Annotated in this window: 12 protein-coding genes and 1 pseudogene; 5 read left to right on the forward strand and 8 right to left on the reverse strand. The window is 71.4% G+C overall.

The window, feature by feature from the left end; translation table 11 throughout:
* Positions 1-29: 29 nt before the first annotated feature.
* Entirely contained in the window at positions 30-704 is a 675-nt protein-coding gene (locus tag CCN56_RS23930) for a Crp/Fnr family transcriptional regulator (RefSeq protein WP_015034542.1), read from the reverse strand.
* A 185-nt stretch (positions 705-889) separates the two neighbouring features.
* Here CCN56_RS23930 and nth point away from each other — a divergent pair, with 185 nt between their 5' ends.
* The 3 genes from nth to CCN56_RS23945 all read left to right on the forward strand — a co-directional run bounded on the left by nth (position 890) and on the right by CCN56_RS23945 (position 3,956).
* On the forward strand, positions 890-1,825 hold the full coding sequence (gene nth / locus CCN56_RS23935) for an endonuclease III (protein ID WP_107484214.1): 936 nt from the start codon (positions 890-892) through the stop codon (positions 1,823-1,825).
* A 147-nt stretch (positions 1,826-1,972) separates the two neighbouring features.
* Complete coding sequence (locus tag CCN56_RS23940; protein ID WP_086829871.1) at positions 1,973-2,677, forward strand: CoA pyrophosphatase; 705 nt, start codon at positions 1,973-1,975, stop codon at positions 2,675-2,677.
* 79 nt (positions 2,678-2,756) lie between these two features.
* Entirely contained in the window at positions 2,757-3,956 is a 1,200-nt protein-coding gene (locus CCN56_RS23945; protein ID WP_086829872.1) for a MarP family serine protease, read from the forward strand.
* Positions 3,957-3,975: 19 nt separating this feature from the next.
* On the opposite strand, the gene CCN56_RS44790 is transcribed toward CCN56_RS23945, so the two are convergent.
* The 6 genes from CCN56_RS44790 to CCN56_RS23975 form a co-directional block, all read right to left on the reverse strand.
* Positions 3,976-4,167: a hypothetical protein gene (locus CCN56_RS44790; protein WP_041129915.1), complete on the reverse strand. Its 192-nt coding sequence runs from the start codon at positions 4,165-4,167 to the stop codon at positions 3,976-3,978.
* Between the two features lie 121 nt (positions 4,168-4,288).
* Positions 4,289-5,224, reverse strand: a complete 936-nt coding sequence (locus CCN56_RS23955) for an alpha/beta fold hydrolase (RefSeq protein WP_086829873.1) — start codon at positions 5,222-5,224, stop codon at positions 4,289-4,291.
* Entirely contained in the window at positions 5,221-5,706 is a 486-nt protein-coding gene (locus tag CCN56_RS23960; RefSeq protein WP_086829875.1) for a phage holin family protein, read from the reverse strand. Before CCN56_RS23960 ends, CCN56_RS23955 begins: the two co-directional genes overlap by 4 nt.
* Positions 5,707-5,781: 75 nt before the next feature.
* A complete protein-coding gene (nhaA, locus tag CCN56_RS23965) occupies positions 5,782-7,173 on the reverse strand; it encodes a Na+/H+ antiporter NhaA (protein WP_086829877.1) in 1,392 nt (463 codons plus the stop codon).
* Between the two features lie 233 nt (positions 7,174-7,406).
* Positions 7,407-9,362 carry an acetate--CoA ligase gene (acs, locus tag CCN56_RS23970; RefSeq protein WP_086829879.1) on the reverse strand — a complete coding sequence of 652 codons (1,956 nt, stop codon included), beginning with the start codon at positions 9,360-9,362 and terminating at the stop codon, positions 7,407-7,409.
* 191 nt (positions 9,363-9,553) lie between these two features.
* Positions 9,554-12,028, reverse strand: coding sequence for a SulP family inorganic anion transporter (locus tag CCN56_RS23975; protein WP_086829881.1), 2,475 nt, complete (start codon positions 12,026-12,028; stop codon positions 9,554-9,556).
* Between the two features lie 280 nt (positions 12,029-12,308).
* Between CCN56_RS23975 and CCN56_RS23980 the strand changes: the two genes are divergently transcribed.
* Complete coding sequence (locus CCN56_RS23980) at positions 12,309-13,643, forward strand: hypothetical protein (RefSeq protein WP_086829883.1); 1,335 nt, start codon at positions 12,309-12,311, stop codon at positions 13,641-13,643.
* On the opposite strand, the gene CCN56_RS23985 is transcribed toward CCN56_RS23980, so the two are convergent.
* Entirely contained in the window at positions 13,621-14,607 is a 987-nt protein-coding gene (locus tag CCN56_RS23985; RefSeq protein WP_041129909.1) for an ATP-binding protein, read from the reverse strand. The two genes, CCN56_RS23980 and CCN56_RS23985, sit on opposite strands and share 23 nt — an antisense overlap.
* Before the next feature lie 102 nt (positions 14,608-14,709).
* On the opposite strand from CCN56_RS23985, the pseudogene CCN56_RS23990 reads away from it, so the two are divergent.
* A pseudogene (locus tag CCN56_RS23990) lies at positions 14,710-15,163 on the forward strand (oxidoreductase); the annotation flags it as partial.

Genomic DNA, 15,163 nt, shown 5'->3' on the forward strand with positions numbered 1-15,163 from the left:
CCGGGGCGGCCTTCCGCGTATGCCTGGTACTAGCGCGAGCGCTTCGCGAGGCGCTCCACGTCGAGCAGGATCACGGCGCGAGCCTCCAGGCGCAGCCAGCCGCGCTGGGCGAAGTCGGCGAGCGCCTTGTTGACCGTCTCGCGGGAGGCGCCGACCAGCTGGGCCAGCTCCTCCTGGGTGAGGTCGTGGACGACGTGGATGCCCTCCTCCGACTGCACGCCGAAGCGGCGCGACAGGTCGAGGAGCGCGCGGGCGACACGGCCCGGGACGTCGGAGAAGACCAGGTCGGACATCTGGTCGTTGGTCTTGCGCAGCCGGCGGGCGACGGCACGCAGCAGCGCGGTGGCCACCTCGGGGCGGGCGTTCAGCCAGGGCTGGAGGTCGCCGTGGCCGAGACCGAGCAGCTTGACCTCGGTCAGCGCGGTCGCCGTGGCGGTGCGCGGGCCCGGGTCGAAGAGGGACAGCTCGCCGATGAGCTCGCCCGGGCCGAGGACGGCCAGCATGTTCTCGCGGCCGTCGGGGGAGGTGCGGTGCAGCTTCACCTTGCCCTCGGTCACCACGTACAGGCGGTCACCGGGGTCGCCCTCGTGGAAGAGCGCGTCGCCACGGGCGAGCGTCGCCTCACTCATCGAGGCGCGCAGCTCGGCAGCCTGCTCGTCATCGAGCGCCGCGAAGAGCGGGGCGCGCCGCAGAACGTCGTCCACGAGTTCTCTCCTACTGTCGACCTGCTCAAAGGACCTGGGTCCCATGATGCCGGACGCACAAAACAGTGCGATCAATCACAACAAGTTTGACGTACCGAACCGCCCGGTCGTACGTCAGGGGCCCGATCGGGCTCCGATCGGCCACGCCCGGGGCGGATGTCGGCAGCGGCGCCTAGGCTGGCCGGGTGTCCAACTCGCCGGTGAGAGCGCAGGCCAAGGGGGCTGAAAGAGTGTCGGCCGAAGGTAATTCCGCTGTGGGCGAACACGGCGTGTCGAAACGGGCAAAAGGGGCAAAACGGGATGCCGTGAAGCCCGCCGGGTCTGTCAGGTCCGCCAAGCCCGAGTCGCGGCTCGCGATGGTCCGCCGGGCGCGCCGGATCAACCGCGAACTGGCCGAGGTCTACCCGTACGCCCACCCGGAGCTCGACTTCCGCAACTCCTTCGAGCTGCTCGTCGCCACGGTCCTCTCCGCGCAGACCACCGACCTGCGGGTCAACCAGACCACCCCCGCCCTCTTCGCGAAGTACCCCACGCCCGAGGACCTCGCCGCCGCCGTGCCCGAGGAGGTCGAGGAGCTGATCCGGCCGACCGGCTTCTTCCGCGCCAAGACCAAGTCGATCATGGGTCTGGCCGCCGCCCTCAGGGACGACTTCGACGGTGAGGTCCCCGGCCGTCTGGAGGACCTCGTCAAGCTCCCCGGCGTCGGCCGCAAGACCGCCTTCGTCGTCCTCGGCAACGCCTTCGGGGTCCCCGGCATCACCGTCGACACCCACTTCATGCGCCTCGCCCGGCGCTGGCGGTGGACCGAGTCCGACGACCCGGTGAAGATCGAGGCCGAGGTCGCCACGATCTTCCCGAAGAGCGAGTGGACGATGCTCTCGCACCGGGTGATCTTCCACGGCCGCCGGATCTGCCACGCCCGCAAGCCCGCCTGCGGCGCCTGCCCGATCGCTCTCCTCTGCCCCTCGTACGGAGAGGGCGAGACCGACCCCGAGAAGGCGAAGAAGCTGCTCAAGTACGAGAAGGGCGGCTTCCCCGGCCAGCGGCTCAACCCGCCGGCCGACTACCCGGGCCGCCCCGCGCCTCCGCTCGGCGGCGCCCCGTCGGGCGGCGACGCCTGAGCCCGCCGCCGGGAACGAACCCGCCGAAAACGAAGCCGCCGGGAACGAGCCGGCCGGGAACGAAGCCATCAGGCACGCGCCTGTCGGGAACGAGCCCGGCGGGAACGAACCCGTCCATCGATCGCGTTGAGAACCACGGGGGTGCCCATGACGCGCACTGACGAAGAGATCCACGGGCCCGGCACGGCCGGGCTGCTCAGCAGGGACGGGCTGCCCGACTGGCTCGGGCCCGTCGACCGGGTGGCCCGCACGGTCCGGCCCGAGCAGCTGAGCAGCTTCCTGCCGCCCGAGAGCGGCGACGGCCGCCAGTCCGCCGTCCTCGTCCTCTTCGGCGAGGGCGAGCGCGGACCGGAGCTGCTGCTCATGGAGCGGGCCGGTAGCCTCCGCTCGCACGCCGGACAGCCCTCCTTCCCGGGCGGCGCCCTCGACCCCGAGGACGGCGACCCGGCGGACGGCGGGCTGCTGCGCGCCGCCCTGCGCGAGGCCCAGGAGGAGACCGGCCTCGACCCGCTGGGCGTCCAGCTCTTCGGGGTACTGCCCCAGCTCTACATCCCGGTCAGCGGCTTCGTCGTCACCCCCGTCCTCGGCTGGTGGCGCGACCCCAGTCCGGTCGGCGTCGTCGACCCCGGCGAGACCGCCCGCGTCTTCACCGTCCCCGTGGCGGATCTCACGGACCCCGAGAACCGTGCGACCGCCGTGCACCCGCTCGGCCACGAAGGCCCCGCGTTCCTCGTCGCATCCGCTCTGGTCTGGGGTTTCACGGCCGGCGTCATCGACAAGCTGCTCCACTTCGCGGGCTGGGAGCGCCCCTGGGACCGGTCCAGGAAGGTCCCGCTCGACTGGCGCTCATGACAGGCTGATCCCCGGGCCGGCCCTCGGGCGGACCGACTGACCCCGGGCGACCGGAAACGAATCTGCGAGGCTACTGACGGTGAACGTGCTGGACATCCTGTTGCTGCTCGGCGCCGTGTGGTTCGCGATCATCGGTTACCGCCAGGGGTTCGTGGTCGGCATCCTGTCGGTGATCGGCTTCCTCGGCGGCGGTCTCGTCGCCGTTCTGCTGCTCCCGATCCTCTGGGACCAGCTGACCGACAACAGCGAGGTCTCGAGCGCGGCCACCGTCATCTTCGTGATGGTGGTCATCGTCTGCGCCTCTGTGGGCCAGGCCTTCACCACCCACCTCGGCAACAAGCTGCGCCGCCACATCACCTGGTCCCCGGCCCGCGCCCTGGACGCCACCGGCGGCGCCCTCGTCAACGTCGTCGCGATGCTGCTCGTGGCCTGGCTGATCGGCTCCGCCCTCGCCCGCACCTCACTGCCCACCCTGGGCAAGGAGGTGCGGAACTCCAAGGTGCTGCTCGGCGTGGAGCAGGTGATGCCGGATCAGGCCTCCGGCTGGTTCGACGACTTCAGCTCCACCCTGGCCCGCAGCGGCTTCCCCCAGGTCTTCAGCCCCTTCGCGAACGAGCCGATCACCCCGGTCACCCCGCCCGACCCGGCGCTCGCCGACAGCCCGGTCGCCGCCCGCGCGCAGCACTCCATCGTGAAGGTCGTCGGCACCGCGCAGAGCTGCGGCAAGGTCCTCGAAGGCACCGGCTTCGTCTTCGCCGACCGCCGCATCATGACCAACGCCCACGTCGTCGGCGGTGTCGACGAACCGACCGTCCAGATAGGCGGCGAGGGCAAGCTCTACGACGCCAAGGTCGTCCTCTACGACTGGCAGCGCGACATCGCCGTCCTGGACGTGCCGGGCCTCAAGGCCACGCCGCTGCCCTTCACCGACGAGGACGCCCGCAGCGGCGACGACGCGATCGTCGCCGGATTCCCGGAGAACGGCTCGTACGACGTGCGCTCCGCCCGCGTGCGGGGCCGCATCAGCGCCAAGGGCCCCGACATCTACCACCGCGGCGAGGTGCGCAGGGACGTGTACTCGCTGTACGCGACGGTCCGCCAGGGCAACTCCGGCGGCCCGCTCCTCACCGAGGACGGCAAGGTGTACGGCGTGATCTTCGCCCGCTCCCTCGACGACGCGAACACCGGATACGCCCTGACGGTCGACGAGATCCGCGAGGACATCGAGCAGGGCCGGACCGCCGACCAGCAGGTCGACACCCAGGCCTGCGCCCTCTGAGCGCTCCCCCTACAGGGCGCTACGCGGTGTCTCTGGGGTGCCGCAGCCGGGCCGAGACCCAGCGGGCCCGGCGTCGCAGGATGCGCGAGATCCCCACCCCCGGTACCGCGGGGCCCTGCTCCGGCGAGCCGCCCCTCTCGCGGGAGCCCGGCCCCGTGGCCGAGCGGCGGTCGCGTGCTGTCGTGTCACCGTAGTCGTGCGTCCAGCCCATACCTCGACCTCTGCCCGGGGGCCAAGGTCGGTAACCGCCCCGGGGCCCGCCAATTGGAGTATGCGCGGGGCACATGGCCGTTCGAAGGACGCCTGTACGCCGACGCCGTCCGTGACGGGGCTCAGCGGTCGGGCTCGGGGTCCTTCAGCCAGTTGACGAGCTCCGTGGTGAAGGCCACCGGGTCCTCCTCGTGCGGGAAGTGCCCGAGACCGTCGAAGAGCCGCCAGCGGTACGGCGCCTCCACGTACTCGCCGGACCCCGCCGCGCTGCGGGTCCGCATCACCGGGTCCAGGGACCCGTGCAGATGGAGCGTCGGCACCCGCACCGGCCGCTTCATGCGCCGGTTGAACTGGATGCCGTCCGGGCGGGCGAGGGACCGCACCATCCACCGGTACGGCTCGATCGAGCAGTGCGCCGTCGACGGGACGCACATCGCCCGCCGGTACACCTCGACGGCCTCCTCGTCGACCGGCTTCGGCCCCGTCCAGTCCCGGATCAGCTCGCCCACGAGCGCCCCCTCGTCCGCGACGAGCTGACGCTCCGGCAGCCACGGCCGCTGGAAGCCCCAGATGTGCGAACCTGCCCGCGACTGGGCGAAGTCGGAGAGCATCGCCGAGCGCCAGCGGCGCGGGTGCGGCATCGAGGAGACCACGAGCCGGCGCACCAGCTTCGGCCGCATGACGGCCGCCGTCCAGGCCAGGTAGCCGCCCAGGTCGTGCCCGACGAGCGCCGCGTCCGGCTCGCCCAGGGAGCGGACGACCCCGGTGATGTCGAGCGCCAGGTTGGCGGGGTCGTAACCCCGCGGCGTACGGTCGCTGCCGCCGACCCCGCGCAGGTCCATCGCGACCGCCCGGAACCCGGCCTCGGCGAGGGCCGGCAGCTGGTGGCGCCAGGTCCACCAGAACTGCGGGAAGCCGTGCAGGAGCAGCACCAGCGGGCCGTCGCCCATCTCGGCGATGTGGAAGCGGGCGCCGTTGGCGGCCACGTCACGGTGCGTCCACGGCCCGTCGAGCCGTACGGGCCCGCCGTTGCCGTTGCTGCTCTCGGGGAGGGTCATACGGACGAGCGTCCCACAGCGGAGGCCTTCTCCAGGGCCGGACGCTGCTCCGGACGGGGGTGCGGCTTCGCGTTCTGCATGATCGCCGCCGTCTTCTTGGCGGAGGCGATGGACTTCTCCGGCGGCTTGACCTTCTTGAACTTGGTGTACGCGATCAGGCCGAGGAGCCCCGCGACCAGCACGTTGAAGGTGAAGGACAGCAGGAAGCACCAGACGAGGTTCCAGCCCCCGTTGCCGTTGTGCCCGCCGGTCCAGGTGTTGATGGCGTACGCGAGCGCGAAGCTCAGCATCGGCAGCGAGAACAGCAGCACCACGAGGGCGCCGATGCCCATGATGCTGCCGAGCGCACCGCGCTTGACGTCCTGCCGCAGTTCGGCCTTGGCCAGGGCGATCTCGTCGTGCACCAGCGCGGACATCTCGGCGGTCGCCGAGGCGACCAGCTGGCCGAGGCTGCGCTCGGTTCCGTCGAACGGGTCGCTCATCGCTGCTCCCTCTTCTCTTCTGCGGTCCGAGGTCCTCTTCTACGGTGCGAGTCCTCTTCTACGGTCCGAATCAGATCATGCCGGACGGTCGGCCCCGTCGCGCGATGCCCCCGCCAGTTGGGCGCGCTTCCGGTGTTCCGCGGCCTTCCGCTCGTAGATCTCGGCCATCCGCAGGTGGTACTCCGGGTTGTCCTGCTCGTAGATGTCGGGGATGCCGTCCTCGTCCTCGTCGCGCTCCTCGGCGGAGACGAGGGCCTGGTACTTCCGGACCCGCAGTTTCAGCAGGACGGAGGCGAGGACGGCCGCGATGAGCGAGCCGATCAGGACGGCGGCCTTCACCTCGTCGGTGAGGGCCTCGTCCCCGGCGAAGGCGAGTTCGCCGATGAGGAGCGAGACGGTGAAGCCGATCCCGGCGAGGGTGGCGACGGCGAACACGTCCGGCCAGGCCAGGTCCGGGTTGAGCTCCGCCCGGGTGAAGCGGGCGGCGAGCCAGGTGCCGCCGAAGATGCCGATCGCCTTGCCTACGACGAGACCGAGGACCACACCGAGGGTGACCGGCTGGGTGAAGACGTCGTGGATCGCGCCGCCGGTGACGCTCACACCGGCGGAGAAGAGCGCGAAGAGGGGCACGGCGAGGCCGGCCGACAGCGGCCGGACCAGGTGCTCGATGTGCTCGCCGGGGGAGTGCTCCTCGCCGTCCCGGGTGGTGCAGCGGAGCATCAGGCCCATGGCGACGCCGGCGATGGTGGCGTGGACGCCGCTGTTGTACATCAGGCCCCAGATGACCAGGGCCAGCGGCACGTACACGTACCAGCCGCGGACGCCCTTGCGGAGCAGCAGCCAGAAGACGGCGAGTCCGGCGACGGCGCCGCCGAGCGCGGCGAAGTTCAGGTCGCTGGTGAAGAAGATCGCGATGATCAGGATCGCGAACAGGTCGTCGACGACGGCGAGGGTGAGCAGGAAGGCGCGCAGCGCGGACGGCAGCGAGGTGCCGATGACGGCGAGGACGGCGAGCGCGAAGGCGATGTCGGTCGCGGTGGGCACGGCCCAGCCGGCCGTCGAGCCGTCGCCGACGACGTTGACCAGGGTGTAGACGAGGGCGGGGGCCGCCATGCCGCAGAGTGCGGCGACGACGGGGAGCGCGGCGGCCTTGGGGTCGCGCAGCTCGCCCGCGACGAGCTCGCGCTTGAGCTCGATGCCGGCGACGAAGAAGAAGATCGCGAGGAGGCCGTCGGCGGCCCAGTGCTGGATCGACAGGTCGAGGCCGAGGGCGGCGGGGCCTATGTGGAAGTCCTGTACCGACTCGTAGCTGTCGCCGAGCGGGCTGTTCGCCCAGACGAGGGCGGCGACGGCGGCGAGGAGCAGCAGGACGCCACCGACGGTCTCGGTGCGCAGCGCGTCGGTGAGGTACCGCCGCTCGGGCAGCGAGAGACGGCCGAGGAACTTGCGGTCGGTGGGCACGGACACGGGCGAGACCTCCGTCGGGCAGGCAGGGCGAAGCACATGCCGACCAGACTTCCCGGCGCACCTAGGTCTTTCTGTTGCGTTCCTGACGCGGTCTTTACTTTACCTAACGAGCCCGAGTCATGTCCGGCGGGATTCACTTTAGGAAGATTTGCGCCGTTCGTCCCCTCGGGATCCGGCATGGGAAACGCCCGCCCCGAGGTCTCCGGGGCGGGCGTTCGGGCCGTACGGGTCGGTCAGTCCTCGCTGGACGTGGCCGGCAGCTGGTTCTGGATGAGCGACATGACCGAGGAGTCGGTCAGGGTGGTGACGTCACCCAGCTCACGGTTCTCCGCGACGTCGCGCAGCAGACGGCGCATGATCTTGCCCGAGCGGGTCTTCGGCAGCTCCGCCACCGGCAGGATCCGCTTCGGCTTGGCGATCGGGCCGAGCGTCGCGCCGACGTGGTTGCGCAGGTCGGCGACGAGGCCGTCGTCCTGGCTGGCCGTGCCGCGCAGGATGACGAAGGCGACGATCGCCTGACCGGTCGTCTCGTCGGCGGCGCCGACGACGGCCGCCTCGGCGACGGACGGGTGCGAGACGAGGGCCGACTCGACCTCGGTCGTCGAGATGTTGTGACCCGAGACGAGCATGACGTCGTCGACCCGGCCGAGCAGCCAGATGTCGCCGTCCTCGTCCTTCTTGGCACCGTCGCCGGCGAAGTACTTGCCCTCGAAGCGGGACCAGTACGTGTCGATGTAGCGCTGGTCGTCGCCCCAGATGGTGCGGAGCATCGACGGCCACGGCTCGGTGAGGACCAGGTAACCGCCGCCGCCGTTCGGGACCTCGTTCGCCTCGTCGTCCACGACGGTGGCGGAGATGCCCGGCAGCGGGCGCTGGGCGGAGCCCGGCTTGGTCTCGGTGACGCCCGGCAGAGGCGAGATCATCATCGCGCCGGTCTCGGTCTGCCACCAGGTGTCCACGATCGGGGTCTTGTTCGCGCCGATGTGCTCGCGGTACCAGACCCAGGCCTCGGGGTTGATCGGCTCGCCGACGGAGCCGAGCACGCGGAGGCTGGAGAGGTCGAACTTCGCGGGGATGTCGTCTCCCCACTTCATGAACGTGCGGATCGCGGTGGGCGCCGTGTAGAGGATCGTGACGCCGTACTTCTGCACGATCTCCCAGAACCGGCCCTGGTGCGGGGTGTCCGGGGTGCCCTCGTACATGACCTGCGTCGCGCCGTTGGCCAGCGGGCCGTAGACGATGTACGAGTGCCCGGTGACCCAGCCGATGTCGGCGGTGCACCAGTAGACGTCGCTCTCCGGCTTGAGGTCGAAGACGGCGTGGTGGGTGTACGCGGCCTGGGTGAGGTAGCCGCCGGAGGTGTGCAGGATGCCCTTCGGCTTACCCGTCGTCCCCGAGGTGTAGAGGATGAAGAGCGGGTGCTCCGCCGGGAACGCCTCCGGGGTGTGCTCGGCGGACTGGCGGGCGACGATGTCGTCCCACCAGACGTCCCGGCCCTCGGTGAAGGCGGTGTCCTGGCCCGTACGGCGGACCACGAGCACGTGCTCGACCTGCGGGCACTTGGCGACGGCCTCGTCGATCGCCGGCTTGAGGGCGCTCGGCTTGCCGCGGCGGTAGCCGCCGTCGGCGGTGACGATCACCTTGGCGTCGGCGTCCTGGATGCGGGAGGCGACGGCATCGGCCGAGAAGCCGCCGAAGACCACCGAGTGGGCGGCGCCGACACGGGCGCAGGCCAGCATCGTGATGGCCGCCTCGGGGATCATCGGCAGGTAGACGGCGACCCGGTCGCCCTTGCGGACGCCCAGCTCGGTCAGGGCGTTGGCGGCCCGGGAGACCTCGTCCTTGAGCTCGGCGTAGGTGATCGCGCGGCTGTCGCCGGGCTCGCCCTCGAAGTGGATGGCGACCCGGTCGCCGTGGCCGGCCTCGACGTGCCGGTCGACGCAGTTGTACGCCACGTTCAGCTCGCCGTCGGCGAACCACTTGGCGAACGGCGGGTTCGACCAGTCGAGGGTCTCGGTCGGCTCGGTGGCCCAGCTGAGGCGCCTGGCCTGCTCGGCCCAGAAGCCCAGCCTGTCCGCCTTGGCCTGCTCGTACGCCTCCGCCGTCACATTGGCGTCCGCGGCCAGCTCGGTGGGCGGCGCGAACCGCCGCTCTTCCTTGAGCAGGTTGGCCAAGGATTCGTTGCTCACGACATCTCCCTTTCCCAGGGCGTCCTCTGTGCGTATGTGTCCCGCGTCATAGCTCATCAGTCGGAGGCCCGGGTGACAAGAGCCTCCAGGAAATTGGTTTAGACCTGTGAGCGATCGACGTGCGGCGGCCCCTCCTCCCGAGCGGTGGGAGAAGGGGCCACACAGTCTCACGGCCCGGGGGGCCGGAAGGTTCAGGACGCGCGAGCGGCTGCGAGGCGGCCGGGAGCTTCGAGGCGGCCAGGCGCTTCGAGGCGGCCAGGCGCTTCGAGGTGGTCCGTGTGGTCCGTCGGTAGCACCCGGGTGAAGACGTCGTCGTAGCCGTGCACCTCGTCCGTCCCGGAGAGGAGGTACGCCTGCGCCTCGCCCACGTGGAAGTACACGCCGTGCAGCGTGAGCGTGCCCTCGGCCAGCTGGCGCGCCACCGACTCGTACGCCCGCAGGTGCTCCAGCTGCTGGACCACGTTGGTCAGGCAGAGTTGCTCGACGGCGTCGGCCGGAAGGCGCCCGGAGATCCGGGCCCAGGCGTGGCGTCGGCTCGCCATCCGCTCCAGGCTGGGTCTGCCGTGGCGCAGCCAGCGGCGGAGCGGGGTCGGCGGGTCGTCCGGGCTGCCGGCAAGGAGGGCCTGCATCGCGCCGCAGCCGGAGTGGCCGCAGACGGTGATCGACGTGACCCGCAGCACCTCCACCGCGTACTCGATCGCCGCCGCCACCGAGTCGTCCCCGCTCTCCTCGCCGGGGAGCGGGACGAGATTGCCGACGTTGCGCACGGTGAAGAGGTCGCCGGGGCCGCTGGAGGTGATCATGCTGGTGACGAGACGGGAGTCGGCGCAGGTCAGGAAGAGCTGCGAGGGCCGCTGCCCCTCCCGGGCGAGCCGAGCGAGCTCGTCCCGCACGAGCGGGGCGGTGTTCCGCTGGAACTTGCCGATGCCGCTCGCCAGGTGCAGCCCCGTCGTCCGTCCGGGTTCGGAGGTCCCGGAGGTCCCGGAGGTCCCGGAGGTCCCGGAGGTCCCGGTGGTCCCGGCGGTCTCGGTGGGCTTCTCCCCGCACTGGTGGTTGTGCCAGGGCGTCCAGGGACGGCAGCAGGGGTGCGAGGCGGAGGCGGTGACGGGGGCGGGCTCGGCGATCCGGACGCCGGAGGGGCCGGTCGTCTCGACCGTCCCGCCGTGGGCGAGGTGCCCGGCGGTCCAGTCGCTCAGCGTCTCGTACGCGGCATGGTCCATGAAGGACCCGTCCAGCTCGACCAGCACGTCGGAGCCCTGCGGCAGCTGGTGCAGGGCCCGGCTGAGCCGGGGCACGGCGAGGAAGGTCAGCTGGCCCCGTACGTGCAGGAATTGACGTCCGTCCCGCTCCTCCCGGGTGATCCGGGTGCGGGCCAGCCGGTGCAGGGCGACCGCGATGGCCACGGCGATGCCGAGGGCGACGCCCTCCAGGATGCCGACGAGGGCGACACCGGCCAGCGTGACCGCGTACACGACGACCTCGCGGTGCCGTGTGACCGTACGGATGTGGGTGATGCTCACCATCTGGATGCCGACCACCATGACGAGCGCGGCGAGCGCGGGCAGCGGGATCAGGTCGAGCACCGGCACGAGCAGCAGGGCCGCGAGCACGATCCACAGGCCGTGCAGCATGGTCGAGGCGCGACTCGTCGCGCCCGCCGCGACGTTGGCGACGCTGCGGACCGCGACCCCGGCGACCGGGAGGCCGCCGAGTGCCCCGGAGACCACGTTGGCCGCGCCCTGTCCGGCGAGCTCGCGGTCGAGTCCGGCGCGGGGGACGCTCCGGCCGTGGTCCGCGCCTGCGGCGGCGCGGGCGGCGACCAGCTTGTCGACCGCGACGGCCGAGAGCAGCGACTGCACGCTGGTGACGAGGGTGATCGTGAGCACGCCCGCCGCGATGCCGAGAACCGGTCCCTCGGGCAGGCCGGGCAGCGCGTGGCTGCTCCAGGACGGCAGGTCCACACGGGGCACGGCGAGTCCGGCGAAGGTGGCCACGGCCGTCGCCCCGGCCACCGCGACGAGCGCGGCCGGGACCTTCCGTACGAGCCGTCCCGCCCGGCCGGGCAGCCGGGGCCAGGCGAGCAGCACGGCCACGGTGAGGGCGCTGATGGCGAGCGCGGCCGGGTGGGCGTGCGCCAACTGGGCGGGCAGGCCGAGGGCGTTGTCGACGGCGGAGCTCTGCGGAGTGCCGCCGAGGACGATGTGGAGCTGGGCGAGGGCGATGGTGACGCCGATGCCGCCCAGCATGCCGTGCACGATCGCGGGCGAGACGGCGAGCGCCGATCTGGCCACGCGCAGGGCGGACAGGGCGAGTTGGGCGAGGCCGGCGAGGACGGTGATGGCGCAGGTGGTGCGCCAGCCGTACCGCTGGATGAGCTCGGCGGTCACGACGGTGAGTCCGGCGGCGGGACCGCTCACCTGGAGCGGGGCGCCGCCGAACCGGCCGGCGACGAGGCCGCCGACGGCGGCGGCCACCAGGCCGGACTGGAGCGGGGCTCCGGTGGCGAGTGCGATGCCGAGCGAGAGCGGCAGCGCGATCAGGAAGACGGCGACGGACGCGGAGAGGTCGGCACCGGCGATGCGGAAGCGGTGCGGTCCCTTCGGCGGGCTGTGGGGCCGCTGGCTTCGGGGCCGGTTGGTCGTGCGGGCAGGGGTGCAGAGGGTCATGTTCCCGTCTCCTCCGGGGCAGCGCGGTCGGCGGCTCGTGCGGGGTGCAGCGGCGGGATTCCGGCGAGAACCTCCGGAGGGGAGGAATCAACGCTCGGTAAATGGATCGTAATGGAGAGTAAAGACTGCGGCATTATTTTCGGGGCAAACAGGGCAATGTTTCACCGGATCCGGTGACAGAACGTGCACATGCCGCTTGTCGTTGACGCTCCCCGGTCCTCGTGGTGCGACGTTGACGCCGCTTGTACGGAAATCCGAGGATCTGAGGAAAGGTGCGCGGATGTCAGTCGCCCGCAGAACGACCACTGCCCGGAGGAAGGCGCTCACCGTCGGCGCCCTGACCCTCGCCCTCACCGCAGGCCTCGCCGGCTGCTCGGGCTCCGACGGCACCGTCACCAAGGGCGCACCGGGCGGCGCGGGCGTCGGCGCGGGCGCGGGTGCTGGTGCTGGTGCTGGTGCCAAGAAGGGTCCGGCCGCGGCCCCGCCGAGCGCACCCCGGCTGATCGGCGACGGTTCGACCGCCTTCACCGGCGCCCAGCCCCACCAGCCGGTCTGGCAGCGCCTCAAGCCGGGCGAGACACCGCCGCAGTTCGTGGTCTTCTCGTGGGACGGCGCGGGCGAGGACAGTCAGAAGCTGTTCTCCCACTTCCGCGCGGTGGGCAGGAAGTACGACGCCAAGATGACGTACTTCCTCAGCGGCGTGTACCTGCTGCCGGAGGAGAAGAAGGAGCTCTACGACCCGCCGCAGCACAGCCCCGGCCGCTCCGACATCGGCTTCAACGACGTCGACGGCATCCGCGCCACCGTCCGCGAACTGCGCGGCGCGTGGCAGGAGGGCAACGAGATCGGCACCCACTTCAACGGCCACTTCTGCGGCGCCGACGGCGGCGTCGGGAACTGGTCCGTCGAGGAGTGGAAGAGCGAGATCAACCAGGCCAAGTCCTTCGTCAAGCACTGGAAGACGAACGCCGGCCTGCGCACCGAGCAGCCGCTGCCCTTCGACTACGACAAGGAGCTCGTCGGCGCCCGCACCCCCTGCCTCGAAGGCCGGAAGAACTTCGTCAAGGCGGCGGCGCAGATGGGCTTCCGCTACGACACCAGCGGCGTCAACGACCAGATCTGGCCCAAGAAGGACCTGGGCCTGTGGGACCTGTCGATGCAGCTCGTGCCCGTCCCGGGCCGGGCCTTCCAGACGCTCTCCATGGACTACAACTTCCTGGTGAACCAGTCCCCCGGCACGACCCAGGGCGACCCCTCACGACGGCAGTACTGGGGCGACCAGATGCGCGACGGCCTGGTGCAGGCCTTCGAGCGCTCCTACCGGGGCAACCGCGCACCGCTGATCATCGGCAACCACTTCGAGTCCTGGAACGGCGGCACCTACATGCGCGCCGTCGAGGAGACCATCGCCACCGTCTGCGTGCAGAAGGACGTCAAGTGCGTCTCCTTCCGCCAGCTCGCCGACTGGCTCGACGCCCAGGACCCCGACGTCATCGCCAAGATGCGCACCCTGAAGGTCGGCGAGGCCCCGGCGGCCGGCTGGCAGGCCTTCCTCGCCCCGCAGCCGGCAGCCCCGGCGGGCGCCCCGGCCGCTAAGCCGGCTGCACGGCACTGAGCCCTTCGGACAGCACGAACCCGGGGTCGACCTGCGCCGCCAGGTCGGCCCCGGTTTTGGCGTTGCCCCAGCTCTCCGCGTTGCGCAGGTGGAAGTGGACCATCTGGCGCGTGTAGCGCTCCCAGTCACGGTGGGCGTACGAGTCGTCCGCCGCGTCCTGGAGGGCCTGGAGCGCCATGCGGTTCTCCGCCTCCAGGAGTTCGAAGCGCGGCGGGCGTCCCTTCTCCATCGCGCGGACCCAGTCCGAGTGACCCACCGTCACGAGCAGGTCCTCGCCCACTTCCTCGCGCAGGAAGTCGAGGTCGTCCCGGCCCTGCACCTTGTTGCCGACGACCTTCAGCGCCACGCCGAAGTCCCGCGCGTACTCCTTGTACTGGCGGTAGACCGAGACGCCCTTGCGGGTCGGCTCGGCGACCAGGAACGTCATGTCGAAGCGGGTGAAGAGCCCGGAGGCGAAGGAGTCCGAACCCGCCGTCATGTCGACGACCACGTACTCGTCGGCCCCGTCGACCAGGTGGTTGAGGCACAGCTCCACCGCGCCGACCTTCGAGTGGTAGCAGGAGACCCCGAGATCCGACTCCGTGAAGGGGCCGGTCGCCATCAGCCGGACCGCGCCGTCGTCGAGCGGCACCGCCCGCGCGCACGCCTCGTACACCGGGTTGTCCTCGCGGACCCGCAGCAGCCGCGAACCCTCCCCGGGCGGCGTCGTCTTGATCATCGTGTCGGCGGAGGCGATCCGCGGGTTGCTGCCCCGCAGGTACTCCTTGATGAGCGGCAGGTGCGCGCCCATCGCGGGCAGCGCGGCGGCCTCCGCCTCGGGCAGGCCGAGCGCGGCGCCCAGGTGCTGGTTGATGTCGGCGTCGACGGCGACGACCGGTGCTTCGTTGGCGGCGAGGTGGCGGATGAAGAGCGAGGACAGCGTGGTCTTGCCGCTGCCGCCCTTCCCCACGAAAGCGATCTTCATGTTCACCTAGGGTAGCGGCATGACAGCGGCCCGTGGTCAAGCTGCGTGAAGAAGACCACTCCAACGTGGGGCGGGCCCCCGGGGCGCGTAGCCTCCCTACTTATGAGTACGCACGCCTCTGACCCCTTGGCCGCCCTCGGCTCCCTGCCGGGCGTCGCCGAAGCGGTGGACTCCGTACGCAAGGCCGTCGACCGGGTCTACGGCCACCGCGTGATGCGCCGCCGCAGCAACGAGATCTCCTCCGAGGCGGCCCTGCGCGGCGCGCGCGGCTCGGCCGCCCTGTCCGGGGCCGACTGGGCCCTGGAAGAGGTCCGCCGCCGCACCGACTTCAGCGCCGACGCCGAGGCCCGCACGGTCGGCGCCGCCCTGCGCCTCGGCGCCGAGGCCGGGCAGCTGCTCTCCATCTGGCGCCAGTCCCCGCTGCGCGTGCTCGCCCGGCTCCACCTGGTCGCGGCCGGGGACGCGGGTGTCCCGGGCGGCACCGGCGTCGGTGACTCCGTGGGTCGGCCCCGGCTGGACGGCGAGACGGTCGACGAACCGCTGATCGACGCCCCGC

Origin of the sequence: Streptomyces sp. NRRL B-24572, assembly GCF_002156145.1 — a bacterium.
Taxonomy (GTDB): Bacteria; Actinomycetota; Actinomycetes; order Streptomycetales; family Streptomycetaceae; genus Streptomyces; species Streptomyces vietnamensis.